Annotated in this window: 24 protein-coding genes; 15 read left to right on the top strand and 9 right to left on the bottom strand. The window is 47.2% G+C overall.

Features of this window, described 5'->3' with window-relative positions; all coding sequences use genetic code 11:
- The first annotated feature begins 70 nt into the window (after positions 1–70).
- Positions 71–2,107 (top strand): DUF4105 domain-containing protein, encoded by a 2,037-nt coding sequence (locus tag ACH2BK_RS02700; RefSeq protein ID WP_395001982.1) that lies wholly within the window; start codon positions 71–73, stop codon positions 2,105–2,107.
- 1 nt (position 2,108) lies between these two features.
- On the opposite strand, the gene ACH2BK_RS02695 is transcribed toward ACH2BK_RS02700, so the two are convergent.
- Genes ACH2BK_RS02695 through ACH2BK_RS02685 form a run of 3 tightly spaced genes read right to left on the bottom strand, consistent with a single transcriptional unit; the run spans position 2,109 to position 4,153 of the window.
- A complete protein-coding gene (locus ACH2BK_RS02695; protein WP_395001981.1) occupies positions 2,109–2,927 on the bottom strand; it encodes a hypothetical protein in 819 nt (272 codons plus the stop codon).
- A gap of 27 nt (positions 2,928–2,954) precedes the next feature.
- On the bottom strand, positions 2,955–3,893 hold the full coding sequence (locus ACH2BK_RS02690) for an AAA family ATPase (RefSeq protein ID WP_395001980.1): 939 nt from the start codon (positions 3,891–3,893) through the stop codon (positions 2,955–2,957).
- A 44-nt stretch (positions 3,894–3,937) separates the two neighbouring features.
- On the bottom strand, positions 3,938–4,153 hold the full coding sequence (locus ACH2BK_RS02685) for an XRE family transcriptional regulator (RefSeq protein WP_394997757.1): 216 nt from the start codon (positions 4,151–4,153) through the stop codon (positions 3,938–3,940).
- Positions 4,154–4,316: 163 nt separating this feature from the next.
- Here ACH2BK_RS02685 and ACH2BK_RS02680 point away from each other — a divergent pair, with 163 nt between their 5' ends.
- Together ACH2BK_RS02680 and htpG are read left to right on the top strand one after the other, a co-directional pair.
- Positions 4,317–4,529, top strand: coding sequence for a hypothetical protein (locus ACH2BK_RS02680; RefSeq protein ID WP_395001979.1), 213 nt, complete (start codon positions 4,317–4,319; stop codon positions 4,527–4,529).
- 111 nt (positions 4,530–4,640) lie between these two features.
- Positions 4,641–6,548 carry a molecular chaperone HtpG gene (gene htpG / locus ACH2BK_RS02675; protein ID WP_395001978.1) on the top strand — a complete coding sequence of 636 codons (1,908 nt, stop codon included), beginning with the start codon at positions 4,641–4,643 and terminating at the stop codon, positions 6,546–6,548.
- Here htpG and ACH2BK_RS02670 read toward each other — a convergent pair.
- A complete protein-coding gene (locus ACH2BK_RS02670; RefSeq protein WP_395001977.1) occupies positions 6,514–6,735 on the bottom strand; it encodes a hypothetical protein in 222 nt (73 codons plus the stop codon). The genes htpG and ACH2BK_RS02670 overlap by 35 nt on opposite strands.
- A 159-nt stretch (positions 6,736–6,894) precedes the next feature.
- On the opposite strand from ACH2BK_RS02670, the gene ACH2BK_RS02665 reads away from it, so the two are divergent.
- From ACH2BK_RS02665 to ACH2BK_RS02655, 3 genes are read left to right on the top strand one after another with little or no spacing between them, the layout of a single operon-like run.
- Positions 6,895–7,665: a pseudouridine synthase gene (locus ACH2BK_RS02665; RefSeq protein WP_395001976.1), complete on the top strand. Its 771-nt coding sequence runs from the start codon at positions 6,895–6,897 to the stop codon at positions 7,663–7,665.
- Positions 7,666–7,722: 57 nt separating this feature from the next.
- The gene (gene serS, locus ACH2BK_RS02660; protein WP_395001975.1) at positions 7,723–9,003 is read left to right on the top strand and encodes a serine--tRNA ligase; all 1,281 of its coding nucleotides are present in this window, start codon (positions 7,723–7,725) and stop codon (positions 9,001–9,003) included.
- An 8-nt stretch (positions 9,004–9,011) separates the two neighbouring features.
- The gene (locus tag ACH2BK_RS02655) at positions 9,012–11,426 is read left to right on the top strand and encodes a tetratricopeptide repeat protein (protein ID WP_395001974.1); all 2,415 of its coding nucleotides are present in this window, start codon (positions 9,012–9,014) and stop codon (positions 11,424–11,426) included.
- An 851-nt stretch (positions 11,427–12,277) separates the two neighbouring features.
- Here the strand turns inward: ACH2BK_RS02655 and ACH2BK_RS02650 are convergent.
- Positions 12,278–12,610 carry a TRL-like family protein gene (locus tag ACH2BK_RS02650; RefSeq protein WP_394997770.1) on the bottom strand — a complete coding sequence of 111 codons (333 nt, stop codon included), beginning with the start codon at positions 12,608–12,610 and terminating at the stop codon, positions 12,278–12,280.
- 125 nt (positions 12,611–12,735) lie between these two features.
- Between ACH2BK_RS02650 and ACH2BK_RS02645 the strand changes: the two genes are divergently transcribed.
- The gene (locus tag ACH2BK_RS02645; protein ID WP_395001973.1) at positions 12,736–12,873 is read left to right on the top strand and encodes a hypothetical protein; all 138 of its coding nucleotides are present in this window, start codon (positions 12,736–12,738) and stop codon (positions 12,871–12,873) included.
- Here the strand turns inward: ACH2BK_RS02645 and ACH2BK_RS02640 are convergent.
- Both ACH2BK_RS02640 and ACH2BK_RS02635 read right to left on the bottom strand, forming a co-directional pair.
- Complete coding sequence (locus tag ACH2BK_RS02640) at positions 12,870–13,520, bottom strand: methyltransferase (RefSeq protein WP_395001972.1); 651 nt, start codon at positions 13,518–13,520, stop codon at positions 12,870–12,872. The genes ACH2BK_RS02645 and ACH2BK_RS02640 overlap by 4 nt on opposite strands.
- 94 nt (positions 13,521–13,614) lie before the next feature.
- Positions 13,615–14,361, bottom strand: coding sequence for a hypothetical protein (locus tag ACH2BK_RS02635; protein ID WP_395001971.1), 747 nt, complete (start codon positions 14,359–14,361; stop codon positions 13,615–13,617).
- 163 nt (positions 14,362–14,524) lie between these two features.
- Here ACH2BK_RS02635 and ACH2BK_RS02630 point away from each other — a divergent pair, with 163 nt between their 5' ends.
- The 7 genes from ACH2BK_RS02630 to ACH2BK_RS02600 all read left to right on the top strand — a co-directional run bounded on the left by ACH2BK_RS02630 (position 14,525) and on the right by ACH2BK_RS02600 (position 20,556).
- Complete coding sequence (locus tag ACH2BK_RS02630; protein ID WP_395001970.1) at positions 14,525–15,601, top strand: LptF/LptG family permease; 1,077 nt, start codon at positions 14,525–14,527, stop codon at positions 15,599–15,601.
- Positions 15,602–15,695: 94 nt separating this feature from the next.
- Positions 15,696–16,400 (top strand): F0F1 ATP synthase subunit A, encoded by a 705-nt coding sequence (locus ACH2BK_RS02625; protein WP_394997790.1) that lies wholly within the window; start codon positions 15,696–15,698, stop codon positions 16,398–16,400.
- A gap of 20 nt (positions 16,401–16,420) precedes the next feature.
- Entirely contained in the window at positions 16,421–16,966 is a 546-nt protein-coding gene (locus ACH2BK_RS02620; RefSeq protein ID WP_395001969.1) for a thiamine phosphate synthase, read from the top strand.
- A 48-nt stretch (positions 16,967–17,014) separates the two neighbouring features.
- The gene (locus ACH2BK_RS02615; protein ID WP_394997778.1) at positions 17,015–18,304 is read left to right on the top strand and encodes an ArsS family sensor histidine kinase; all 1,290 of its coding nucleotides are present in this window, start codon (positions 17,015–17,017) and stop codon (positions 18,302–18,304) included.
- Positions 18,305–18,318: 14 nt separating this feature from the next.
- Entirely contained in the window at positions 18,319–19,299 is a 981-nt protein-coding gene (gene hemB / locus ACH2BK_RS02610; protein WP_395001967.1) for a porphobilinogen synthase, read from the top strand.
- 23 nt (positions 19,300–19,322) lie between these two features.
- On the top strand, positions 19,323–20,087 hold the full coding sequence (locus ACH2BK_RS02605) for a hypothetical protein (RefSeq protein WP_395001966.1): 765 nt from the start codon (positions 19,323–19,325) through the stop codon (positions 20,085–20,087).
- Positions 20,074–20,556 carry a hypothetical protein gene (locus ACH2BK_RS02600; RefSeq protein ID WP_395001965.1) on the top strand — a complete coding sequence of 161 codons (483 nt, stop codon included), beginning with the start codon at positions 20,074–20,076 and terminating at the stop codon, positions 20,554–20,556. The genes ACH2BK_RS02605 and ACH2BK_RS02600 overlap by 14 nt, the downstream gene beginning before the upstream one ends.
- On the opposite strand, the gene ACH2BK_RS02595 is transcribed toward ACH2BK_RS02600, so the two are convergent.
- Positions 20,553–21,173 carry a hypothetical protein gene (locus tag ACH2BK_RS02595; RefSeq protein ID WP_395001964.1) on the bottom strand — a complete coding sequence of 207 codons (621 nt, stop codon included), beginning with the start codon at positions 21,171–21,173 and terminating at the stop codon, positions 20,553–20,555. The two genes, ACH2BK_RS02600 and ACH2BK_RS02595, sit on opposite strands and share 4 nt — an antisense overlap.
- 143 nt (positions 21,174–21,316) lie before the next feature.
- On the bottom strand, positions 21,317–21,547 hold the full coding sequence (locus ACH2BK_RS02590; RefSeq protein ID WP_395001963.1) for a hypothetical protein: 231 nt from the start codon (positions 21,545–21,547) through the stop codon (positions 21,317–21,319).
- On the opposite strand from ACH2BK_RS02590, the gene ACH2BK_RS02585 reads away from it, so the two are divergent.
- A partial coding sequence (locus ACH2BK_RS02585) for a hypothetical protein (protein ID WP_395001962.1) occupies positions 21,531–21,883 on the top strand: 353 nt, incomplete at its 3' end. The two genes, ACH2BK_RS02590 and ACH2BK_RS02585, sit on opposite strands and share 17 nt — an antisense overlap.

The raw sequence follows: 21,883 nt of genomic DNA, 5'->3' as shown, positions 1-21,883 counted from the left end.
TTATAGGTTGCTTGGATTAATCAATGTCAATTAGGCTATAATGCCGCGCAAAATCCAAAAAAGAGCGTGTATGCGATATTTTCTTGTATTAGCCTTGTGCGTGCTGCCCCTACTCGCCCTCCAAAGCAAGCAGGCGCAGGAGCAAAATGAGGCGCAAAGCGGGGTGCAGGCGCACAACGAGGCACAAAGCAAGGCGCGCGATAGTGCCAAAAATAGGGCGATTGCGCGAGCCCTAGAGCTAGAGCTGCATAACCAAAAGCAGTGGCGGGATTTGCTGCATTTTGATGGGAAAGAGAGTGAGATTGTCTCGCCTGAGTTTTTTTATGCCAAAGATGGCAAAAGGGACGCCAAAGCCGAGCTTATCGCCACGATTGAGGCGTTTTATCAGCCCATAGATTCTGTCATCGTGCCAGAGGACTTCATAGAGCGCGTGAGCAAATCCAACGCCCTGCTTGATGCCGCAGTGACCTCCCTGCCGCGCCGCTCGAGTAGTTCAGAGGATTACCATGGCATTTGTCGCTTCCCAGCAAGGTTTTTTTATCTCCATTCCCTTTTACATTTTGAGGAGCTGCCGCACGTGGAATGCCAAGAATTTAAAGCAATGTTTGCCTATGTCAATCCCAAAAGCGCGACACTCATCTTCCCCGCAGCGCATATCAACTCCCCCGCCTCGATGTTTGGGCACACCTTTTTGCTTCTAAACTCGGGGTTTAACTCACGCCTGCTCTCCTTTGCGATTAATTACCAAGCTTCAGCCGATCCCAATGTCGAAAATGGCTTTGCCTTTGCGTTTAAGGGGCTATTTGGAATGTATGATGGGCGCTTTTCTATCCTGCCTTATTACGAAAAGCTCAAAGAATATCGCGATGTCGAAAACCGCGATATATGGGAGTTTGATCTCAATTTAGACTATGAGGAAGTCCTGCAGATGTATCGGCATATTTGGGAGCTTGGCGATGCGTGGTCGTGGTATTATTTTTTTGACAAAAACTGCTCGTATAATATCCTGTGGCTCCTAGAGGTGGCGCGCCCTAGCTTAGCGTTGCGCGAGAAGTTTATCTACCAAGTCAATCCTCCCGAGACGCTCTTTGTGATGCGCGATGCGGGGCTTATTATCAGTGAGGCTTATCGCCCTAGCAGGCGTGCTAAGCTCCTTGCCTATGAGCGCGATATGAGCTTTGGCGATGTGCGCAAGGCAAAAAAGCTCGCCAAAGGCAAGCTAAGCGCGCAAGAAATCGCTGATGATGAGAATCTCTCCTTGCGCCAAAAGCAATATATCTTAGAATCTAGCATTGAGATGAGCGAGTATTGGTATGCCAAAGATCGCTTAAGCAAAGACGACTACACGCACATAATCCACGAGAGCGCGTCTGTGCGCTCAAAGCTTGGCGCGAGCAAAGCAGTGGAAGTCCCCACGCCAAACTCCCCGCTTAAGGGCAATCGTGGCTTGCGAGTTAGCCCGATGTATGTCGCCACTGCAGATTCTAGCGGGATCACAGGGCAGGGCTTGGGGCTAGATTTTCGCCTTGCCTACCACGATATTAGCGATAATGACAGGGGCTATCTCATAGGTGCGCAGATCGAGTTTTTGAGAATCTTAGGCTACACTGGGGTGGATTCACAAAACCAAATGCGCGCGCATATCCACCACGCTACGATTCTCTCGCTCGCCTCCTTTGGTATGGTGAGCAAGTTTTTCACGCCCTTTTCTTATCGCCTAGATATGGGCTTTTCACGGCAGTTTTTGCACGATAATCTGCGCTATTACCTCGCCCTTGGTGGCGGGCTCTCCACGCGCATAGGAGATTATAGCTATGTGTATTATCTCCTTGAGCCCACTTTGTATTTTGATAGACACAATCAAGGCAGGTTTTTGCTCTCCAACGCCTTTGGGGTGGTGCTAGGCAATGATGGCGCATCTAAGCTCGCGCTAGAGTATAAGCTAAGAGCCTATGGCGTGCAGGATATTGGGCATTATGTGAGTGCCACAGGCTCGATAAATCTGCGCCCAAACCTCGGGCTTTTTCTCACCATAGAATCTAATCTCCTCCCACAGCCCTATATCTCGCGCTATGGGCTGCAAAGTGGGTTTAGAATCTACTTCTAGTCTAGCTATGAAAGATACGCTGAAGCTGGGGCAGGAGTGAAGCTTGTGGATTGATAAAGGCGAGCTTTGCCCCCATATGCGCAAAATACGCGCTTAGCTTAGTATCATAGCGCGCTAGATTCTCCTTATAGTGCGCGAGCGTGAGGGCGTGCGTGCAGCTCTCATCAGTCTCTATATCGCATATGCGATACCCCCACGCAGAATCTAAAAAGCTCGGCTCCCATTCCTGCATAGAGCGCACACAGAGCGCATAAAGCACCAAGTGGTGCTTGAGCGAGGCGATGGGCGCGTGTGAATCTAGCTTGTAAAAATCCCCGATAACTACGCCCAAGCCCTTTTGGTGTCTGTGCGCGATGAGGTGGTGCAGGAGTTTTGCGCTCGTGGCTTTGTGGAGAGTTGCGCGCTTAGCAAAACGCAGGGCTTTGAGTGAATCTAGCAAGGCGCGTATGTGTGAGGGCGTGCTAAGTGTCTTTGGCTCGCGTGCGTCTAGGTAGTGCAAAAGTGGTTTTAGCCCATACATGCGCGCGCTTATGAGCAGGAGCTCGCATATTTGCGCGATTGTCTCTAGCTTGGTGGGCGTGCCTAGCAGGAGGCTTTGGCTAGGGAGTAGGAAGAGGTGCAGATAGGAGAGGGCTTGGCTTTGAAAAACCTTAACCATTGGTTTTTGGTGTTTGAGGCAGGCAGTGGGTGAGAGGAGGCGTGCGTCCTGTCCATACACATACTCGCCTAGCTCGAAGAAATCTCCACCTTCACCCGCAGTGTCGCGTGCGCGCAAATGTGGGAGGGGGACAAAGGGGAGTTTGCGCGTAAATCCTAGCATAGATTCTCTACTTTTAAGGGATTGGCTTTAAGGGATTGGCACGCGTTGGGAGAGCTCATCTAGGATTGTCTGTGGGCTTATCCCACGCCCGATGGCTTCAAAGCTTAGTAAGATTCTGTGAGAGAAGACAAAGGGCAGCACCTCTAGCACATCGCTTGGGCTCACATAGTCTTTGGCGTGCAAAAACGCATAGGCTTTGGCTGCTAGGCTTAGATCGAGGCTTGCGCGGGGCGAGACGCCTAGGCGCAGTGCTTGAGTGCCCTCTATGAGGAGCTCGCCGCGCGTGGCTTGGCTCAGGGCGACTATGTAGGCATACACGCTCTCATCGCAATACACAGATTCTATGGACTGCCTAATAGAATCTAGCTCATAGGCTTGCAAAATCGGCTTAGGCTCGTGCGCGTGGTGCTTGCCTTGGAGTATGGCTATCTCGCTTGCGCTATCGGGGTAGCTTAGGGGAATGGCGAGCATAAACCTATCGAGCTGGGCTTCAGGGAGCGCATACACGCCCTCAGATTCTATGGGATTGGCAGTGGCGATGACGATAAAGGGGCTTGGGAGCAGGTAGGAATCCTCGCCTATGGTGACTTGGTGCTCTTGCATCGCCTCTAGGAGCGCGGATTGCACCTTAGCGGGCGCGCGATTGATCTCATCGGCAAGCAAAATATGAGTAAAAATCGCACCAAAGCGCGTGTGTAAATCGCTATCCTTGGGGTTATAAATCTGTGCGCCGATGATGTCGCTAGGGAGCAAGTCGGGCGTGAATTGAATGCGCTTGAAACTAAGCTCTAGGGATTTGGCGAGGGCTTTAGCAAGCGTGGTTTTGGCAAGTCCGGGCACACTCTCTAGGAGTATGTGTCCTTGTGCAAAAATCCCTATAAGCACCATATCTATGAGCTTTTCTTGTCCTAAAATGCAGGCGTTTAGCTGCGTCTTTAGCTTGGCAATTTTGTGCGTGTGTGGCATTTGCGCTCCTTTTGCGTTACTCGTGGCATTGTAGCACTCTGCGCCTAAATGACAGGCAAAATCTCCTTTAGCCGTGCCTTAAGTGCGCGGTATTCTAGCACTTCTATGTAGTTTTGCAGATAGCTTTGCACCCAGTAGGGAAACTCCTTGCTACAACCCCAGTTATTTACACTCTGTGGGCTGATCCCCACCATTTGGGCAAATTCTTTCTTGCTGAGATTTGCGCGTGCTAGGAGTGTTTTAAATGTTCGCTTGTCCATAACCACACTTTTAGCAAAAGGCATTCCATACTAAAGCTTAAAATATACTCTAAAGAGTAGTTATAAAATAATATAAATACCCTATAGAGTATAAATTAAGTAAAAATTAATTAATTTATAGCTATACTTTTGTCTTTAGAAAACACTTACAGGAGCGGGATTTATGGAAAATAACAAATCACAAGAGGCTAACATCTCACAGAATCTTAAAATCAACACCCAAACGCTTTTGCAGCTAGACAAACAAGACATCATCAAGCTAAAAAACATCGTGCTAGAGCTAAAAAGCAAGCATTTGCAGATACTAGGGCAGACTTATGAGTTTCGCCAAAGGAGTGAATCTAAAGAAGCAAGTCTAAGCGTAGAGTATAAATAATCTTTATAGAAGTAGTATAAAGTTTATTGAGTATAAATCTATAAAAATCAGAATCTTTTTAGTTTTTTCTGCTACAATGCGCCCAAATTTTCTCAACACAAGGAGTATTGTATGGCTACTAAGCATTCTTTTCAGACAGAGATCACACAACTTTTGGATTTGATGATACATTCTTTGTATTCCAACAAAGAAATCTTTTTGCGCGAGCTTGTGAGCAACGCCTCTGACGCGCTCGATAAGCTCTCTTATCTCACTTTGAGCGATGAGAAGTTTAAAAGTCTCGCCTTTAGCCCGCGTATTGATATATCCTTTGATGACAAAAAGGGCACTATCACCATCCAAGACAATGGTATCGGAATGAATGAATCCGATCTCAAAGAACATCTAGGCGTGATCGCCAAATCGGGCACCAAAAGCTTCCTCTCCCAACTCTCTGGGGATAAGAAAAAAGATTCTGCGCTCATTGGGCAGTTTGGCGTGGGGTTTTACTCGGCGTTTATGGTAGCAGATCGCGTGGTGGTGCAGAGCAAAAAGGCAGGCGAGGATAAGGCGTATGCGTGGGTGAGCGATGGCAAGGGCGAGTATGAGATAGGCGAGTGCGTGCAGGAGGACTTTGGCACGCAAATCACGCTCTATCTCAAAAACGATGAAAAGCACTTCGCCTCGCGCTGGGAGATTGAGAGTATCATTGGCAAATACTCCGAGCACATTGCCTTCCCTATCTATCTGCACTATAGCGAAGTCGTGAGCGAGCCCCAAGAGGATAACGCAGAGGATAAAAAAGAGGGCACAGAGGATAAGAGCAAGAAAAAAGAAAAACTTGAGCAAAAGCAAAAGCAGATAAACTCGGCAAAAGCCCTCTGGACTCTGCCCAAATCCGAGCTAAAAGAGCAGGATTATAAGGATTTTTATAAGTCCTTTGCGCACGATAATGCCGATCCTTTGCGCTGGATTCACACCAAAGTCGAGGGCAACCTAGAATACACCACGCTCTTTTTTATCCCCAAAAGCGCGCCCTTTGATCTCTATCGTGTGGATTACCAAAGCGGCGTGAAGCTCTATGTCAAGCGCGTGTTTATTACCGATGATGATAAGGAGCTTTTGCCCTCTTATCTGCGCTTTGTGCGCGGGGTGATTGATAGTAGCGATTTGCCGCTCAATGTCAGTCGCGAGATTTTGCAACAAAACAAAATCCTAGCCAATATCAAATCCGCCTCTACCAAAAAAATCCTCTCAGAAATCGCCTCGATGGCAAAAGATGAGAATCTCTATAAGGAATTTTTCGCCCAATTTGGCAAGGTGCTCAAAGAGGGGCTTTATGGGGATTATGAAAACAAAGAAAAATTGCTTGAGCTTATGCGCTTTGATAGCCAAAACCGCGAGTTTATCTCGCTTAAAAGTTATAAAGAATCTATGCCAAAAGAGCAAAAGAGTATCTATTATGTGCTAGGCGAGCGCAAGGAGCTGCTCAAAAACTCTCCGCTTTTAGAGAAGTTTGCCAACAAGGGCTTTGAGGTGCTGCTGCTAAGTGATGAAATCGATGGTATGGTGATGCCAATGGTGGGCGAATACGACAAAACGCCGCTCAAAAACATCAGCTCCAAAGACGCGCTAGATGAGATCGGCGATGAGGGCGTGAGTGAGGAGGTAAAAAAGGAGTTTGAGCCCATTGTAGCGGGCTTTAAAGACACGCTAGGCGAGCAAATTGGCGAGGTTAGCCTCACAAGCCTTATGCAGCAAGCCCCGCTAAGCCTCATCAAGCAAGACGACAATCCTATGCTAGCCCAACTCTTTGCCCAAATGGGACAGCAAGCCCCCAAAGCCAAGCCAAACATCGAGATTAATGTCAATCACGAGATTTTCCAAAAGCTCAAAAACTCACAAGACAAAGACAAAATCGCTAAAGTCGCGCAGCTGCTCTTTGGCAGTGCGCTGATTGCTGAAGGGGGGAGCCCAGAGCAGGGCGGGGAGTTTAGCAAGCAGCTTAATGCGCTGATGATTGAGTGGTTAAACCAATAATGGCGTAGTGATTGCTAGAATCTAGGGCTATCTCATAGGACGCGCCATCGTGCAAATCGATGAGATAGCACTGATCGCCATTTTCGCGTTGTGCGCGCTCTGGCGGATAGCCCCTAAGGCGCGCTAACACCTCCTCCAAATCCACGCATAATGCAGAAAATCCAAACATCACAAGCTTATAGCGCATATTTTCTCCTTTTGGCTTATGCTTTGTGGGGTATTATGGAATGCTTTGTGTAATACCAAGCCAACAGGCACAAGAAGCCATAATGGAGCAAAGGGAAAAAAAGGAATTTTGCTACAATGCCACCACCCATCACACACATCTCAAGCATAAAGGAATCCAATGCGCCTAAACCAATACATCGCCCATCATTCAAAGTTTTCGCGCCGCGAGGCTGATGCGCTCATAGAATCTGGACGCGTGAAACTCAATCACACAAAGGCTACCTTGCAAAGTGTGTTGGGAGCGAAGGATAAGGTGTTTGTCGATGGCAAGCTCTTGCGCCCTGTGCAAAAATACACCGCGCTCATCTACCACAAGCCCAAAGGTGAGCTAGTGAGCAAGCGCGATGATAGGGGGCGCAGGACTATCTATGATAGCTTAGATTCTAAGTTTAGGGGGTTTAGCTATGTCGGGCGGCTGGATTATGCAAGTGAGGGGCTTTTAATCCTAAGCGATAGTAAGCAGGTGGTGCATTCTCTAAGCACCGCAGCCCTCCCACGCACATACAATCTCAAGCTCTCCCACGCGCTTAGCCCCAAACTCTTGGATTCTGTGCGTTTGATGCTAGAGGAGGGCAGGGGCTTTGAGATAGATAATGCCAAGGGTGCGCATACTTTGAGCAAGATTCAATCCCTCACACTTGCACCATTTCTAGACTTTGAGATTTTGCGCCATAGTGCTTTGCCACGCGTGCGTGTCGTGCTAGAGGAGGGTAAAAACCGAGAGCTAAGGCGGTTTTTTGCGCAATTTGGCTATGAGATTTTGGATTTGAAGCGTGTGGGCTATGGGTTTTGCTCTCTTAACAACCTGCCTTGTGGCAAATGGCGGTATTTCACAAAAGAGGAGTATAAAAAGCTAAGAGCCTTTTTGGGCGAGCGCGGAGCAGAGTAAATCCCGCTCGGAATAACAAATGCTTTTGTAAGCGCAAAGATTCTATAAGGAAAGGCAATGATTGATATAAAAGCGGTGTTACACGACTTTGAATCTCTGCAAGAGAGGCTTGCGATAAAAAAGGTGAGCGCGCAAGTCCTCACGGAGTTGCGCGAGCTAGCAAGTGCGCACAAAAAATGCAAACAAGAGCTAGAGGAGCTCCAAGCCTACCAAAACAAAACTTCCAAGCTCTTTGGGCAATACCGCGCCCAAGGGCAGGATACCAATGAGCTAAAAGGGGCACTAGATACCAACAAGCAAAAGCTCGCCCACGCCCAAGAGCAGCTTAGTGAGATAGAATCTAAGCTCCAAACGCTCGCCCACACGATTCCTAATATCCCAGATTCTAAAACGCCTGCGGGCGATGATGAGCATGATAATGTGGAAGTGGCTAAGGTTTTAACTCCTCGCACATTTGACTTCACGCCTAAGGAGCATTGGGAGCTTGCCGAGCAAAATGGGTGGATAGACTTTGAATCTGGCGTGAAGCTTGCCAAAAGTCGCTTTAGCGTGCTGCGCGGCGAGGGTGCGCGGCTAAATCGTGCGCTGATTAATTTTATGCTGGATTATAATGAGCGCGCGGGCTTTGAAGTCGTGAGCACGCCGCTACTTGTCAATGCGCATTGCCTCTTTGGCACGGGACAGCTGCCTAAATTTGAAGAGGATATGTTTAAGGTAAAAACCCACATAGAGGAGTTAGATTCTCCCGATAGTAAGATACACGAGCTCTATCTCATCTCCACTTCAGAGATCACGCTCACTAATCTCTACAACGACACCATTATCCCCAAAGACAAGCTGCCCATTATGCTCACTGCCCACACGCCCTGCTTTCGCAAAGAAGCCGGGAGCGCGGGGCGCGATACGCGGGGAATGATACGCCAACATCAGTTTGACAAAGTCGAGCTCGTCGCCCTCACACATCCTCACTCTAGCGACGCGATGCAAGAAAAAATGGTAGAGACAGCAAGCGGAATCTTGCAAGCCCTAGAGCTACCCCATCGCCTCGTGCAGCTATGCGGGGGGGATTTGGGATTTAGCGCGAGCAATACCATAGATATCGAGGTTTGGCTGCCCGGGCAGGGCTGCTATCGCGAGATTAGCTCCATCTCCAATACGCGCGACTTCCAAGCACGCAGGGCAAAGATACGATTTAAAGATGAGAAAAAAAACACCCTCGTGCATACCCTAAATGGCTCATCACTCGCCGTGGGGCGCACGCTTATTGCGATTATGGAGAATTACCAAAACCAAGATGGGAGTATCACTATCCCAAAGGTGCTACAAAAATATCTCTAAGGTAGGCTATGGCTGCACAAGAAGTCGATCTTAACGATCCAAACCAAGATACAGAATCTAGCGCGCAAGCAGAGCAAGATTCGGAACAAAAGCTAGGGCTAGGGCAAAGAATCGCCGCGCTCATATCCCCCATAGCGCAAAAATTCCCCGCCCTAAACGCGCTAAAGGGTAATAAAAAGGCGTTGATCGCGCTCATTGGCGGGGGCGTGAGCGCGCTAGTGCTTATCATCAGCCTTGTGGTTTTTGCTTTTAGCAGTAGTGAGGAGGAGGATATGCCCCCCCCACCGCCGCCAAAGCCCGCTAAAATCTCCCAAGCCCCCCAAGTGGAGCAGCTCTCTAAAAAGGGTAGTATCGATGAGAGCGAGCTAGGGCAGATGATAAAAAAGGCAAATATCCTCTATGAGCAGGGCGACAAGCTAGAGGCACTTGATCTCTTTGAGCATATTGCGATATTTTCCCAATCGCTTGCGGGATACAATCTGGGCGTGATTAAGCTCAAAGAAAAAGAATATGCGCAGGCTTTGCAGTCCTTTGATCTGGCTATTGAATCTGGTGAAGATGTGGCAGTGAGCGCGATAAATGCCGCGTATGCCGCACACAAGCTCGGTAAGCAAAATTTGGTGGATTACTATGTAGGTATTAGCTCCTCGCATCTTTTTGAATCTAGCAAAGCACCTTTTTACTCCTTTCTTTATAGCCTTGTTGATGTGTATAAGGGCTTTTATTTTGAATCCCTCTCTTCATTGCTAAATCCTAATTCCAAAGCCTACCAAGCGTATAATAACCGCCTTGCCGCACGCGTTTTCACGCTTTTTAACGACGATTATAACGCCCTCGCTGCGCTCAAAAAAACGCCTGCCAAAAAGGACAATCTCGCCATCGCCCAGCTCCACGCTAGAGTGGGCGAATACAAGCAGGCGCGCCAATATATGTATGAATACCTAAACGCCTTTGCCAAAGATCCCCACGCGCTGATGTCCTTGCAGCTTATTGAGCTAAAGCTGGGGAATTTTAAAGAAAGTGTGAGTATCCTCAATCGTATGATGCGCCAAGATGAGAAAAATCCGGATTTGAGCCTCTATCCCATACGCGTGAAGCTCAAAGATGAGCTTTTTGATATCCACAAAGCCCAAGAGAATTTTTGGAATCGCAAGTTTGAGCACGAGCAGATTTTGGGCTATAAGATTGTGTATTATTACGCGCCTTTTAGGGTTTTTGACGCTAAGCAGGGGCTTGGGGTGATCCAAGAGGGTGGCATACACCTAAAAATCGATAATATCGAGTTTGCCAAAAGCGCGCTAGGCGAGGGCAGCGGGATCGCTAAAGTCAATCAAAATATCGCCCTAGCCCTGCGCGAAGTCAATCAAAACAATATCCGCAAGGCAAGGGATTATATGCTAAAAGCCCTCCGTATCTACCCCAATCACGCGATTTTGCACTACAACATAGGCGTGCTGTATGCCCAAGTGGGGGATTATGATAGTGCTTATACGCATTTTTTGCGCGCCTATCATCTAGATAGCAGTGATGTGCTCTCTGGACTTTTTGCCGTGGTGGCTGGGCGACTGACCTATCGCAATGTCGATAGAATCCTAAGCACTATTAGCGCAGATTTTGCGGATATTAGCTTTGAATCTAGCGAGCAAAAGGCGTTTTTGCTCTGTTTTTTGCGCTATCTCAATAATGTGCCAATCGAGGATTTTGCGTGGATAGGCAATGCCAAAAAGCCCATATACCACGCGCTAAAAAGTGCCTATGGCATAGCCAAGCGAGATCCGCAAATGAGTATGGAGAGTTTTCAAAAAATCCAAGAGCTCTACCCAAAAGATGTGGTGGCAAATGTGATGTATGAGCTTGCGAGATTTTTTAGGCGTGATCTCAAAGAGGTGGCACTAGAGCTCAATGAGCTTTATTATAAGAGGGATTTGGATATGAGCAGCATTTACTTTGGGGCGTCTTTGGCACGCGAGCTCTATATCTATACTTCCTTTATCACGGGGACTTTGCTAAGTATCGAGCCTGAGCTAGAAAAAAAGCTCCTTAGCACCAATGACAATAACGCAGGGATTTTGCAGGTTTTGGGGCTTTTAAACATTTATAGTGGGCATTTTGAAAAGGCGTTTGTGTATTACAACACGCTTATTGATGATCTCAAAGAGGACGATCCGCAGACGCGCTTCCTAGGTGCGGTGGCGGCACTAGGAGCTGGGCGGCACGAGAATGCCGTGGCACTGCTGCAAATCTCTAAGATAGAATCTGCTACGAATTTAGAAGCCAAATTTGCCCTAGGACTGCTTTATCAAGAAGCCAAAAACTTCAAAGCTGCGCGTGATCATTACGAGCAGGTGAGCAGCAGTGATTTTGTATCAGAATATTTTGATTTTGACATCGACACAAGCCCGATGCTAAGGGAGTATAACTAGGGCTTTGTGTGGTGTGGTTTGCTTGGCAAGGCTATTGCTTAAGTTAATCCACCCCAATCCCTTAAACGCTGGCAAAACCTCATTATTTTTGCTATACTTGCCTTGTCACTTTTTGCATTAAGTGATGGAACCAAAAATTTTAAGGAGCTTACGATGAAAAAGGGACTTTTGATGGTAATTGGTGCAATAGCTGCTATGTGGCTTGTAGGGTGTGCGCCGGGAGGAGCTAGCGCCTCTACTCACACTACACAGCCATTAACGGCCACAGCTGCTACTCTAGGTAACTCTGGACATATCTCCTAGCCTCCAAAAAGACAAAGTGAACCGCCGCAATGTGCTAGGGATTGTCGCTTTTGGCGATTGTTCTGCTAGCCAAAGCAAGGTGGTATCACTTCCAGCTTATGCCTTTATGACAAAATGCCTGGTCGTGTCTTATGTAGGCACTGATTGGGCGGTATCCTGTGTTTATAAAAGCTTCTAAGATTCTATAATTTGGATAGATTAATACTCATCCAAGCCTACACTCCTTAAATCTTAAAAATACCTTTTGCCTTAGCATAAATAATCGTCGTGCTTAGAGGGGTGGCAATATTTTTGATAATCGCTAGATTTACTTTTGTTAGCCGTATTGCTCAAGAAATAGCAAAAGTGATGAAAATACAGAATCTAATCCCTTAGCGATACCACATTACAAAAGACATATCTGTATGATTAGAGAGTATTTAAAAAATGGAGAATGGCATAGGGTAGTGGCTATTTTTGGAGACTTTGAGGAATGAAGGACTTTGGCAAAGTCCAAGCAATCTAGCTCTTACTTAGGGAGTAAGAGCTCCTTGCTCGTCAAATGCTTGCTATTGTCCCTTTACGATAACCGTTGTTTTGTTGTAAAGATACAAAATGTTAGTGGTTTTTACATCAGCGCTTTTGACTTGACTGATACCACCTTGCTTTGCAGCCTCGCTCACAGAACAATCACCAAAAGCAACAATCCCTAGCACATTGTGGCAGCTCGCCTCGCCTCTTTTGGAAGCCTCGGAGATATTCCCAGAATTGCTCAAGGCAGTGGTGGTAGCCACTAATGGTTGTGTGGTGTTGGTATAGACAAGAGCAGGTCCTCCTACCGCACATCCCGTAAGCAGCATAGCACCTATTGCACTAATTACCATCAAAAGTCCTTTTTTCATCGTAAGCTCCTTAAGAATTTTTTGGCTCTATCACTTTTGGCAAGCGACAAAAAAGTGTAGCAAATTATTTCTTATGTTTGCATTTTTAGCGCAGATTCTCTGTAATGCTGGAGACAATATCGCCATTGGGAAACATTCAATCTTCCTTAGATTCTGAAGATTTTGAATCTGTGCCTGCGTGCTACATATTTTCCTATGATTTTTGCTCTGCAAAACCACAGAATCTAGAGCTTAGATTCTGTTTAGGGCTTGGGCGATTTTAGCGATTGTTTGGGTTTTCCCACAGCATCACGGGCTTAGATTCTATCCCCCAGCTTTTTGGGTAATTTTCTTGTATCTCAAAGACGATGGAGCATTGAAGATTAAATGGCTCTTCTCGCAAATCAAGCGTCCTGCCCTGTGTGGGTAAAATCTCGGTGTTGTTGTGTGCGCCTATATCGTTGGTGATGAGTGCGTATTTAAATCGCGGCAAAATCGCGATAAACTCCTCAATTTTAGCGATTGGGAGGTGTTGGAGCACATCTTTGCACAGCAGCAAATCTGCGCTGGGGAGCTTGCCAAAGTCCCCATCATAGAGATGAAAGGAGATATTTTCCTTGCTATACAGAGGCGTGTTGGCGTTGATCACAAAAGAGGCGACATCAAAGCCTTGGTAAGTAATCCCGCTAAAATCGATATTTTTAGAAAACTGCCAATCCCCGCAGCCCGCATCGACTATGCTTGTGATATGGTGGGTTTTGAAAAATTCTTGCAAAAACGCGACATAGCCGCGACAGAGGTTTGCATCTGAGCCGCTACCAGAGCCAGAGCCCCAGTAGTTTGTCTCATAGACGACATCAAAGAGTGTGTTGAGAGAGGATTGTTTGAGTAGGAGGGATTTGATAAACTGCACATCGTGAGAAATCTGCACTAGCCCCCCCCCCTAATAGCCTATTGCGAAAGTTTTTTAAAGTCTCTTTAAGATTCATAAGAACTCCTTTATATGTAATGTGTGGCTTGCGTGCTTAAAACACCACGCCAAAGATAACAGAAGCGCGCCAATATGGGACTTGGAAGTCCTTTGCGCGGATATGGCTCTGCAGGGCGGGCTGCTCGGGATCGCGTAGGGTGCTACTAAGATCGCCCATCACAAATCGCGCGCCTATGCTAAAGGTATTGCGCAGGCGCAAGCCAAGCCCCGCGCCATAGATGATGCCCTGATAGGTGTTGGTAAGCGACCAGTCGTTTTCTGTCTCACTTTTGTAAAACACATCTTTGATAGAATGGTAGGCATAGCCCCCCATCGCTTGGATATAAAAGGACTTCATCTGCAAGCCTATCACCACAGGCACTTGCACGCCCCAGCCATTAAAGCCCATCTCGCCTAGGAGCTTTGTGCCGCCGGGCAAGTCAGAAGGACTCGTGGCAAATGCGTTGCTATTGCCTCTTTGTCTGATATAAATAGGCAGGGTAACCTCCACGCCCACATACGGATACACGCCGCGCATACTCGAGACGGACATAATATAGCTAGAATACCCAATATCAGCCGAGTGCAAAAAGCTATCGCCAAGCTTTGCGTAAGAGTAGCCTAGCATTCCTTCATTGTAGAGAATCCAGCGCGTGGTGCCATCGCTGCTTGCACGCACGACGCGTCCTGCGCCAAAGTTTGAGAGCAGGGCATTCTCATAGCCTTTGTATTGTTGGAAGGCATTTGTCGCGCCAAAGCCCAATGATGAGCCAATGAGCAAGACAATCATCATTAATCGCATATCTAACTCCTTAAATGTCGTAGATTCTTCGCATTATAGCCACTAAAAAGCCACATTTGGCTTAAAGCCTCACTCCCCATATCGTGCAAAAAATGTTATAATGTAGCTTTTGCTAGGCTGCGAGGATAAGCGCGCAATTTGCCATATTAAGGATTTATAAAAGATGTTTTTTCGCTTCATTTCGCTTCATTATCTCAAATATTTTTTTATCATCTTTCTCGCCCTAGAGATGTTTTTCGTGGCGATTGATACGCTAAAGTATGTCGATGATTTGCCAGATTCTGCCAATCTCTTTATCCTCTTTTTGTTTTATGATAGCGTGTATGCGATGAGCTACACACTGCCCATCTCGCTTGTGCTTAGCTCGATTATGTTTTTTATCACTTTTTTAAAGACAAACCAACTCACCGCGCTCCTAGCCCTTGGTTATTCGCGCTTACAGATTCTAAAGCCCGTGGTGTTTGTGGCGAGCTTTTTTACCTGCTTGCATATCGGGCTCAATTGCACTTCGTTTGCCTACGCCCAAGAGAGCGCAGAATCTATCGTGAATAATCAAGCCGTGCTAAACACGCGCCAAGATGTGCTGCTAAAGTTTGACAACAAATATATCTTTATGGGTAAGATTTATCCGCTAGAAAATGGCGGGGCAAAGGCTGAGCATATCAAGATTTTTGAGCTAGAAAATCGCGCATTGCGTAGCTACTATGAGGCAAAGACTGCGATTTTTGCCAACGATGTGTGGCGGCTTAGCGAGGTGGCGTATCTGCTCATCGGGGAGGAGCTAGAGCTGGGCAAAAGTGCGCTGACTAAGACTGAATTAACGCAATTAGAGGTGTTAAAGGGCTTTCGCCCCAAGGTGCTTGATACCTTTTCCCAAGATAAGCCCACGGTTTCTGTGCTCGATGCGATTGATACGCTTTTTATCTCCTTTGAGCAGGGGACTAATACCACCAAAATGCGCGCGATTTTGTATGCGCTTGTCATCGTGCCGTTTTTTGTGCCCCTTAGCATTTTTATCATCGCTGCCTTTATCCCCTCACTCGCACGCTATGGCAATCTCGCGCTCATTAGCTTCGCGTGCGTGGTGGGCGCGCTCGTGATATGGGGGCTGTTTTTTTCATTCTCCGAGCTTAGCATTAGCGGGATTTTGCAGCCAGAGATTGGGGTTTTGACGCCATTTATCATTTTGTTTGGCGTGAGTATGTATTTTTTGCGCAAAATCAACACAAAGTTTATCTAAATGCAAACTTTTTATATTTTTTTTACTCAAAACAAGGCATAATGAAACAAATTTCAAGCATTAGCGAGGTAGCTTTATGGAAGAAAAGATTGATATAACAGAGCGGGTTTTTACCTTTGTAGGGGCGTTGTATCCACATTCTTTGGAGGGTGTTTTTTCTCATCACGATTTTGTGGTGGCGGCTTGCACTATTTTGATAGCTTTTGTGCTGCTTATTTGCGCATCGCTTGCGACGAGTAGGATGCAGCTCGTGCCTAGCGGGATTCAAAATGTCTTTGAAACGCTCATTAGCGGTGTGATTGGGTTTGCTAAAGATATCGTAGGCGAGGAAGTCGCGCGCAAATACTTCCCGCTTGCTGCGACTATTGGGCTAATCGTTTTGGCAGCCAATCTCATAGGGATTATCCCGGGCTTTGAGGCACCCTCATCGAGCCTAAGCTTTACGCTCGTGCTCGCACTTGTGGTGTTTGTGTATTATCACTTCGAGGGGATTAGGGCACAAGGCGTAGTGACTTACTTCAAGCACTTTGCTGGACCTGTGTGGTGGCTTATCCCGCTGATGTTGCCCGTGGAGATTATCTCGCATTTTTCGCGTATCATCTCGCTTTCATTCCGTTTGTTTGGGAATATCAAGGGTGATGATATGTTTTTGCTCATTATGCTCGTGCTTGTGCCTTGGGTGGTGCCTGTGCTGCCCTTTGCGATTTTGGCGTTTATGGCGTTTTTGCAAGCGTTTGTGTTTATGATTCTCACATATGTGTATTTGCACGGGGCTGTTGTGGTAGATTCTGATCATTAGATCTCTCCTGCCCCATTGCTTTGAAATCCTATCTCATCACTCCCGAGGTTAGTCCCTCGTATCTTAAATCCTTTCCCTCTATTTTAAAGGCTTTTCGTCCCGATTATGCGATGTATCGTAGCCGCGATAGAGCCTTTTCTAGAGAGTTTGCAGCTCTTTGTCGCGCGCATAATATTCTTTGTTTTTTAAACTCACAGGGCGTTGGCGATGGGGAGCTAGATTCACTCCTGCCGTATTTTGATGGGATTCATCTAAAGGGCACTGCACTTTCGCTCATTGCCGATTTTAGCGCGCATTGTATGGTTGGCTTTAGCGCACATAGCCCCAAAGAGGTGCGAGAGGCTCTGTGCAATGGCGCGAGCTATGCCACGCTTAGCCCCATTTTTGCCACGCCGCACAAGGGCACGCCTATCGGGATAGAATCTCTGCGCGCGCTAGATTCACACGCACGGGCACGGACATTTGGGCTTGGCGGGATTGACACACCCAGCAAGCTCGCGCAACTCGTACAGATTGAAAATCTCTATGGCTTTGCCTCGATTAGGTATTTTTTAGGCGAGGTATAGGCGCGTTTTGCTACAATGCACGCGAGATAGAGAATCTAAGGCAAGGGTATGAAGCATTTTTGGAATTCCATATTTTTTAAAATCACGCTATTGTTTTGCGCGGCACTGCTTGGGTTTTTTGCCCTCTCGTATTTTTTTATCAAAGACAAGATTGAAGAGGATCAGCGTATCAACGCCATCAAATACAACCAAATCGTGATGATGATGAATGAAATCGGGCGCTTTGGGGGTGGGGGCGATGTGGTAAAAAAATACTTGCACGATTTGGGCTTTGTGGAAGTGCAAGAGAGCCTAAAGGATCAGCTGCGCGATGAGGATAGGCTCCCAGATGGCTTTGTGGGCACGATTGCTAAAATCCGCAACACCAACAACGGCATTTATATCCTGCTTGAGAACAACAAAGAAGCGATTTTGTATAAAGATAGCGCGCAAAGCTCGCACGATCGCTTTTATTTTATCACGCTAGCGGGGATTTTGATGCTCACCTTTATCTACGCGCTTTTGCTAAAAGCCCTCATCCCGCTAAACACGCTGCGCTCACAGGTGGCAAATATCAACTCTATGCAGGCAGACTATATCCGCACCAAGCGCAATCCTAGAGATGAGATCGAGCTACTAGCAAATGAATTTTATAAGTTCTCTAACAAAGTCAAGGCGCTTAATGAATCTCGGCTTTTGTTTTTGCGCTCCATTATGCACGAGCTCAAAACCCCCATTACCAAGGGGCGTATCACCGCTGAGATGGTAGAAAATCCGCAGCAAAAAGATCGCCTTTGCTCGGCGTTTAGTCGCCTAAATGAGCTCATCTCGGAGTTTGCCAAAATCGAGCAGCTCGTCTCGCGTATGTATGCGATCAAAAAAAGCGAGTTTGTGCTAGAGGATTTGATAGAGCAAACCCAAAATATGCTCCTTATAGATTCCAACACGCCAAATCCCATTACGCTCAAATCCCCATACGCGCTGATTAAGGCGGATTTTGAACTCTTTGCTATCGCGGTGAAAAATATGCTCGATAATGCCATAAAATACGGCGATGATGGCAAAGTGTGTGTCTATACTCAAGGCGATAGCCTGTGTGTGGAGAATCTAGGCAGCCCGCTAAAATTTGGATTAAATGAGTATTTTAAGCCCTATTTTAGGGATTCTAAAAAAAATATCCAAGGGTTTGGGCTAGGGATGTATATCATCAAAAATATCTTAGATAACCAAAATTTTAGGCTAAAATACACGCACGAGGGCGGTAAAAACATTTTTATCATCAAAGGCTGTGTGGTTGAGAATTTTTGCGATCTCAAAAACCGCCCCGCCAAGCCCGAGCTTGTGTCAGATAAACTCTAAAATAAGGAGGGAGTATGTTTAAACGCCTAAGGCGCACGCGGCTAAATGAGAATCTACGCAATCTCGTGCGTGAGCATAGTGTGAGTGTGAGGGACTTCATCTATCCGCTGTTTGTGGTGGAGGGTAGCGGAGTGAGGCACGAGGTGGATTCCCTGCCGGGCGTCTTTCAGATGAGCATTGATGAGGTGCTAAGAGAGATTGAAGCACTAAATAAGCTTGGGATTTATCACATTATCCTCTTTGGGATTCCAAGCCGCAAAGATTCTCAAGGGAGCGAGGCACTAAGTGATAATGGTATCATCGCCAAAGCCCTGCGCGCGATCAAGCAAAGCGCGCCACAGATGTTTGTGAGCGTGGATTTGTGCTTTTGTGAATACACCGATCACGGGCATTGCGGGATTTTGGATACAAATGGCATAGTGGATAATGACGCGACTTTGGAGATCCTTCTGCAGCAGGCTCTCGTGCTGTGTGCAAGCGGCGCGGATATGATCGCACCTAGTGGTATGATGGATGGGTGCGTGGGGGCGTTGCGCGCTGGGTTGGATGGGGCTGGATTCTCGCACATACCGATTATGGCGTATTCCACGAAGTTTGCGAGCGCGTATTATGGACCATTCCGCGATGTCGCGCAATCCGCTCCTAGCTTTGGGGATCGCAAAACCTACCAGCAAGATCCCGCAAATAGGCGTGAGGCGATACTAGAGAGCCTCAATGATGAGAGCGAGGGCGCGGATATTTTGATGGTAAAGCCCGCGTTGGCATACCTTGATGTCGTGCGCGATATACGTGAGCGCACGCTCCTACCCCTTGCTGTGTATAATGTGAGTGGCGAATACGCAATGCTAAAAATGGCGCAAAAAGCAGGCGTTATCGACTATCCTAAGGTGCTTATGGAGACGATGATCTGTTTTAAGCGTGCGGGCGCGGATATCATCATATCCTATCACGCCAAGGAAGTGGCGCAGATCCTTCAAGGACGCGCAATCATCTAGCAATCATCTAAAAGGAGCGGTGTATGAAACAAATAGCATTTGGTGTCGTCGTGGTGGCGGTAGTGTGCGCGGTGTTTGTGCTCTCTCAGCCCAAAAGTAGCGAAGCGGCAAAGAGCGAAACTAGCACGCAAGTCCCCACACAAGAGCTCAGTGAATCTAGTGCGCAAGATAGTGAGGGACTTAAGCAGGCTAGCGAGGAATCTAAGCAGACACTCACGCAGGAGGTAGATTCTGACAAGTCTCAAGAATCCCAATCTAGCAGTGAATCTCATTCTAAATCTAGTGTTAAGCCTAACCCTGCTGCGCCCGAGCATTCCTCAAATATGGACTTAGATTCTGTGTCTAAGCCCGCGCACAATCCCACACAGAATCTAGCGCAGGATTTGAGCCCAAAGACTTTCATCGTGTGCGCAGAAAATGTCGCGGTGTATGAGCGCAGCGGACAGAGTCTCATCGGGAGCGCGTTTAGGGGCTTGGTGGGCGAGGAAGTGGGGCGCGTAGATGATAAAATCGTGCTCCAAGTTAGAGGCTATCACAAGGGCGCGCAGGTGCTCTATGGGGATTTTGCATTTGGCGCGCCTGCGTTGGAGCTACACGGCGTGGATGCCCAAATATCGCTAGAAGTGGCGATTGGGCAAAAGGATTTGTCCCAAGCTTGCGAGGTGCAGGGAGCTAGTCCGACGCAATCTCGTGAATCTAATGAATCTAGGGAATCTAATGAATCTGCCCCCGCGCCTCACCCAAACAAGCCCCAATCCCCAAAAGCGCAGAGCTATGGAAACATCTAAGCTAAGGCTTGGGGATTATCACTTCAGCCCTCTTAGGCGTTTTGCGATAAAGTGGGAGACAAGATCGCTTGGCGCGGATATTGATAGGCTCATTGCGATTTTGCCCTGTGTGATTTATGCAGACAAGGCTAAGGTGGATATCCTGCTCTTGCGCACCCACGATGCGCTCAAAAAATACCTCAAGCAAAACGCCTACGCCCTGCCTAGAATCCTCGATAGGATCGTGATGCGCGTGCTGAGATACAAAAACGATGAGAAGCACTACCTCCAAGATCGTGGCAAGATTTTTGAAATCCTACTCCAAAATATCCAGCTTTATAGCGTGGTGGTTGATATCCTTGATGATCCGATGTTTGCACATTTGCTCGAAGTCTTTAGCGAGCGGCTCAAAGAGGGCTATGATAGGGAATACACGCTCAATACCGAGGGGCAGAGAATGCTCTCATTCCAAGAAAAATATAGCGTTTAGAAGTAGAGAATGTAGGTAATTAGAATCTGTGTGTTTTGTAGTGCGCGAGCCCCGCCGCTTGAGAGCTGCGCATTTTGGGAGTTTGCCCAAAGTGTGTTGGCAAAGGGCAAGCCCACCGCCTCAAGGTTAAAATCGTCCAAAAACGCCTGTCGCAGGACGATATGGAGCTTGTGAAAGTGATTAATGCTAATGGCAACACCGAGTTTATGCACGCGATTGCCATAATAAAATCTCCCGCCCCAATCATAGGAATGGTCTTCATTGTAGATTCCGTCGTTGTAGGCTTTAGTCCTGCTGCCTGTGCGGTATTGCGTGATCTCAAGGCTCGTGCCAAAAAAGAGATTTATGGAGGTGTGCTTGAAGGGGTGAAACTCATAATACACGCGGTATTCCGCCCCAGCGCGCCATAGAGTGGTGTCTATCTCGTTTTGTTTAAAGGTTTTGTTGTTGAGCTCTAGCTCGGAGTAGCCCGATGAGGCAAATCCCCCTCCCTGCACGCCAAAGCTATCTTTAGGGAGTTTTAGGCTTGAGATGGAGGGCGGAGGGGCGCTCACGATATCTGCTGCGCAAGCGATTGAGAGAGAGAGGAGGAGGCAGCAGGGGAGAGTGAGACGCATAGGTATCCTTTCAAAATTTTTAGATTCTAGAAATTCGGCTTGCACGCAATCTTTAAATGAGTGCGGCGGGGCGGCTTGCTCATTTACGCCTAGTAAAATCCCTGCGCCGCCCCTTGCACAACATTTAAATCTTACGCACAATCCTAGAATTTCTGGCAAGCCAAGGGCGGGATTTTAGAGGCAAATTCAGAATCTAAAGAAAAATTATAATCTAGATTTAAAGATTTAGATTCAGAATCTAAAGCAATAACAGAGCCTATCCACATAGAATCTAAGACATTTACAGAATCTAGCCCAATAGATTCAGAATCTAAGCAATTTATAGAATCTCTCACTTCAAAAACTTTGTGCGAGGCTTTGCCAAATACAATCAATGGGCGCGATAGCGCAAGCCGAGCAGAATCTAAGGATTTAGATTCTGCCATTTTTGCAAAGCAAAAATCCAATCAATATGTAGGTGCGCAAGCACCAACCGCCTCTCGCCCTTGTCGTGGTGGCGAAAATGCGTTAAAAAAATGCAGTAGTGCATTTTTAGCATTTTTGCCTAGACAAGGAAAAAGCGAGGCACTCCCGCCAAAAGATATACTTTGTGGCTGCGCAAAAAGCGGCGGCTTTTTCGGGGCTTTGAGAGTGCGGGGAGGGGATAACACCCCTTTTTCTTTTGCGCAAACACGAGATTCTAAAAAATTAGAAAATATCCGTGAGAATAC

It is taken from the genome of uncultured Helicobacter sp. (genome assembly GCF_949282165.1).
GTDB lineage: Bacteria > Campylobacterota > Campylobacteria > Campylobacterales > Helicobacteraceae > Helicobacter_F.
Note: the sequence above shows the minus strand (reverse complement) of the source record. Positions and strands in the feature narration are given on the sequence as shown.

Bases quoted from the DNA above. Each gene is read 5' to 3' on its own strand.
- ACH2BK_RS02700 (WP_395001982.1), top strand. From the start codon at position 71: ATGCGATATTTTCTTGTATTAGCCTTGTGCGTGCTGCCCCTACTCGCC.
- ACH2BK_RS02695 (WP_395001981.1), bottom strand. From the start codon at position 2,927: ATGCTAGGATTTACGCGCAAACTCCCCTTTGTCCCCCTCCCACATTTG.
- ACH2BK_RS02690 (WP_395001980.1), bottom strand. From the start codon at position 3,893: ATGCCACACACGCACAAAATTGCCAAGCTAAAGACGCAGCTAAACGCC.
- ACH2BK_RS02685 (WP_394997757.1), bottom strand. From the start codon at position 4,153: ATGGACAAGCGAACATTTAAAACACTCCTAGCACGCGCAAATCTCAGC.
- ACH2BK_RS02680 (WP_395001979.1), top strand. From the start codon at position 4,317: ATGGAAAATAACAAATCACAAGAGGCTAACATCTCACAGAATCTTAAA.
- htpG (WP_395001978.1), top strand. From the start codon at position 4,641: ATGGCTACTAAGCATTCTTTTCAGACAGAGATCACACAACTTTTGGAT.
- ACH2BK_RS02670 (WP_395001977.1), bottom strand. From the start codon at position 6,735: ATGCGCTATAAGCTTGTGATGTTTGGATTTTCTGCATTATGCGTGGAT.
- ACH2BK_RS02665 (WP_395001976.1), top strand. From the start codon at position 6,895: ATGCGCCTAAACCAATACATCGCCCATCATTCAAAGTTTTCGCGCCGC.
- serS (WP_395001975.1), top strand. From the start codon at position 7,723: ATGATTGATATAAAAGCGGTGTTACACGACTTTGAATCTCTGCAAGAG.
- ACH2BK_RS02655 (WP_395001974.1), top strand. From the start codon at position 9,012: ATGGCTGCACAAGAAGTCGATCTTAACGATCCAAACCAAGATACAGAA.
- ACH2BK_RS02650 (WP_394997770.1), bottom strand. From the start codon at position 12,610: ATGAAAAAAGGACTTTTGATGGTAATTAGTGCAATAGGTGCTATGCTG.
- ACH2BK_RS02635 (WP_395001971.1), bottom strand. From the start codon at position 14,361: ATGCGATTAATGATGATTGTCTTGCTCATTGGCTCATCATTGGGCTTT.
- ACH2BK_RS02630 (WP_395001970.1), top strand. From the start codon at position 14,525: ATGTTTTTTCGCTTCATTTCGCTTCATTATCTCAAATATTTTTTTATC.
- ACH2BK_RS02615 (WP_394997778.1), top strand. From the start codon at position 17,015: ATGAAGCATTTTTGGAATTCCATATTTTTTAAAATCACGCTATTGTTT.
- hemB (WP_395001967.1), top strand. From the start codon at position 18,319: ATGTTTAAACGCCTAAGGCGCACGCGGCTAAATGAGAATCTACGCAAT.
- ACH2BK_RS02605 (WP_395001966.1), top strand. From the start codon at position 19,323: ATGAAACAAATAGCATTTGGTGTCGTCGTGGTGGCGGTAGTGTGCGCG.
- ACH2BK_RS02600 (WP_395001965.1), top strand. From the start codon at position 20,074: ATGGAAACATCTAAGCTAAGGCTTGGGGATTATCACTTCAGCCCTCTT.
- ACH2BK_RS02595 (WP_395001964.1), bottom strand. From the start codon at position 21,173: ATGCGTCTCACTCTCCCCTGCTGCCTCCTCCTCTCTCTCTCAATCGCT.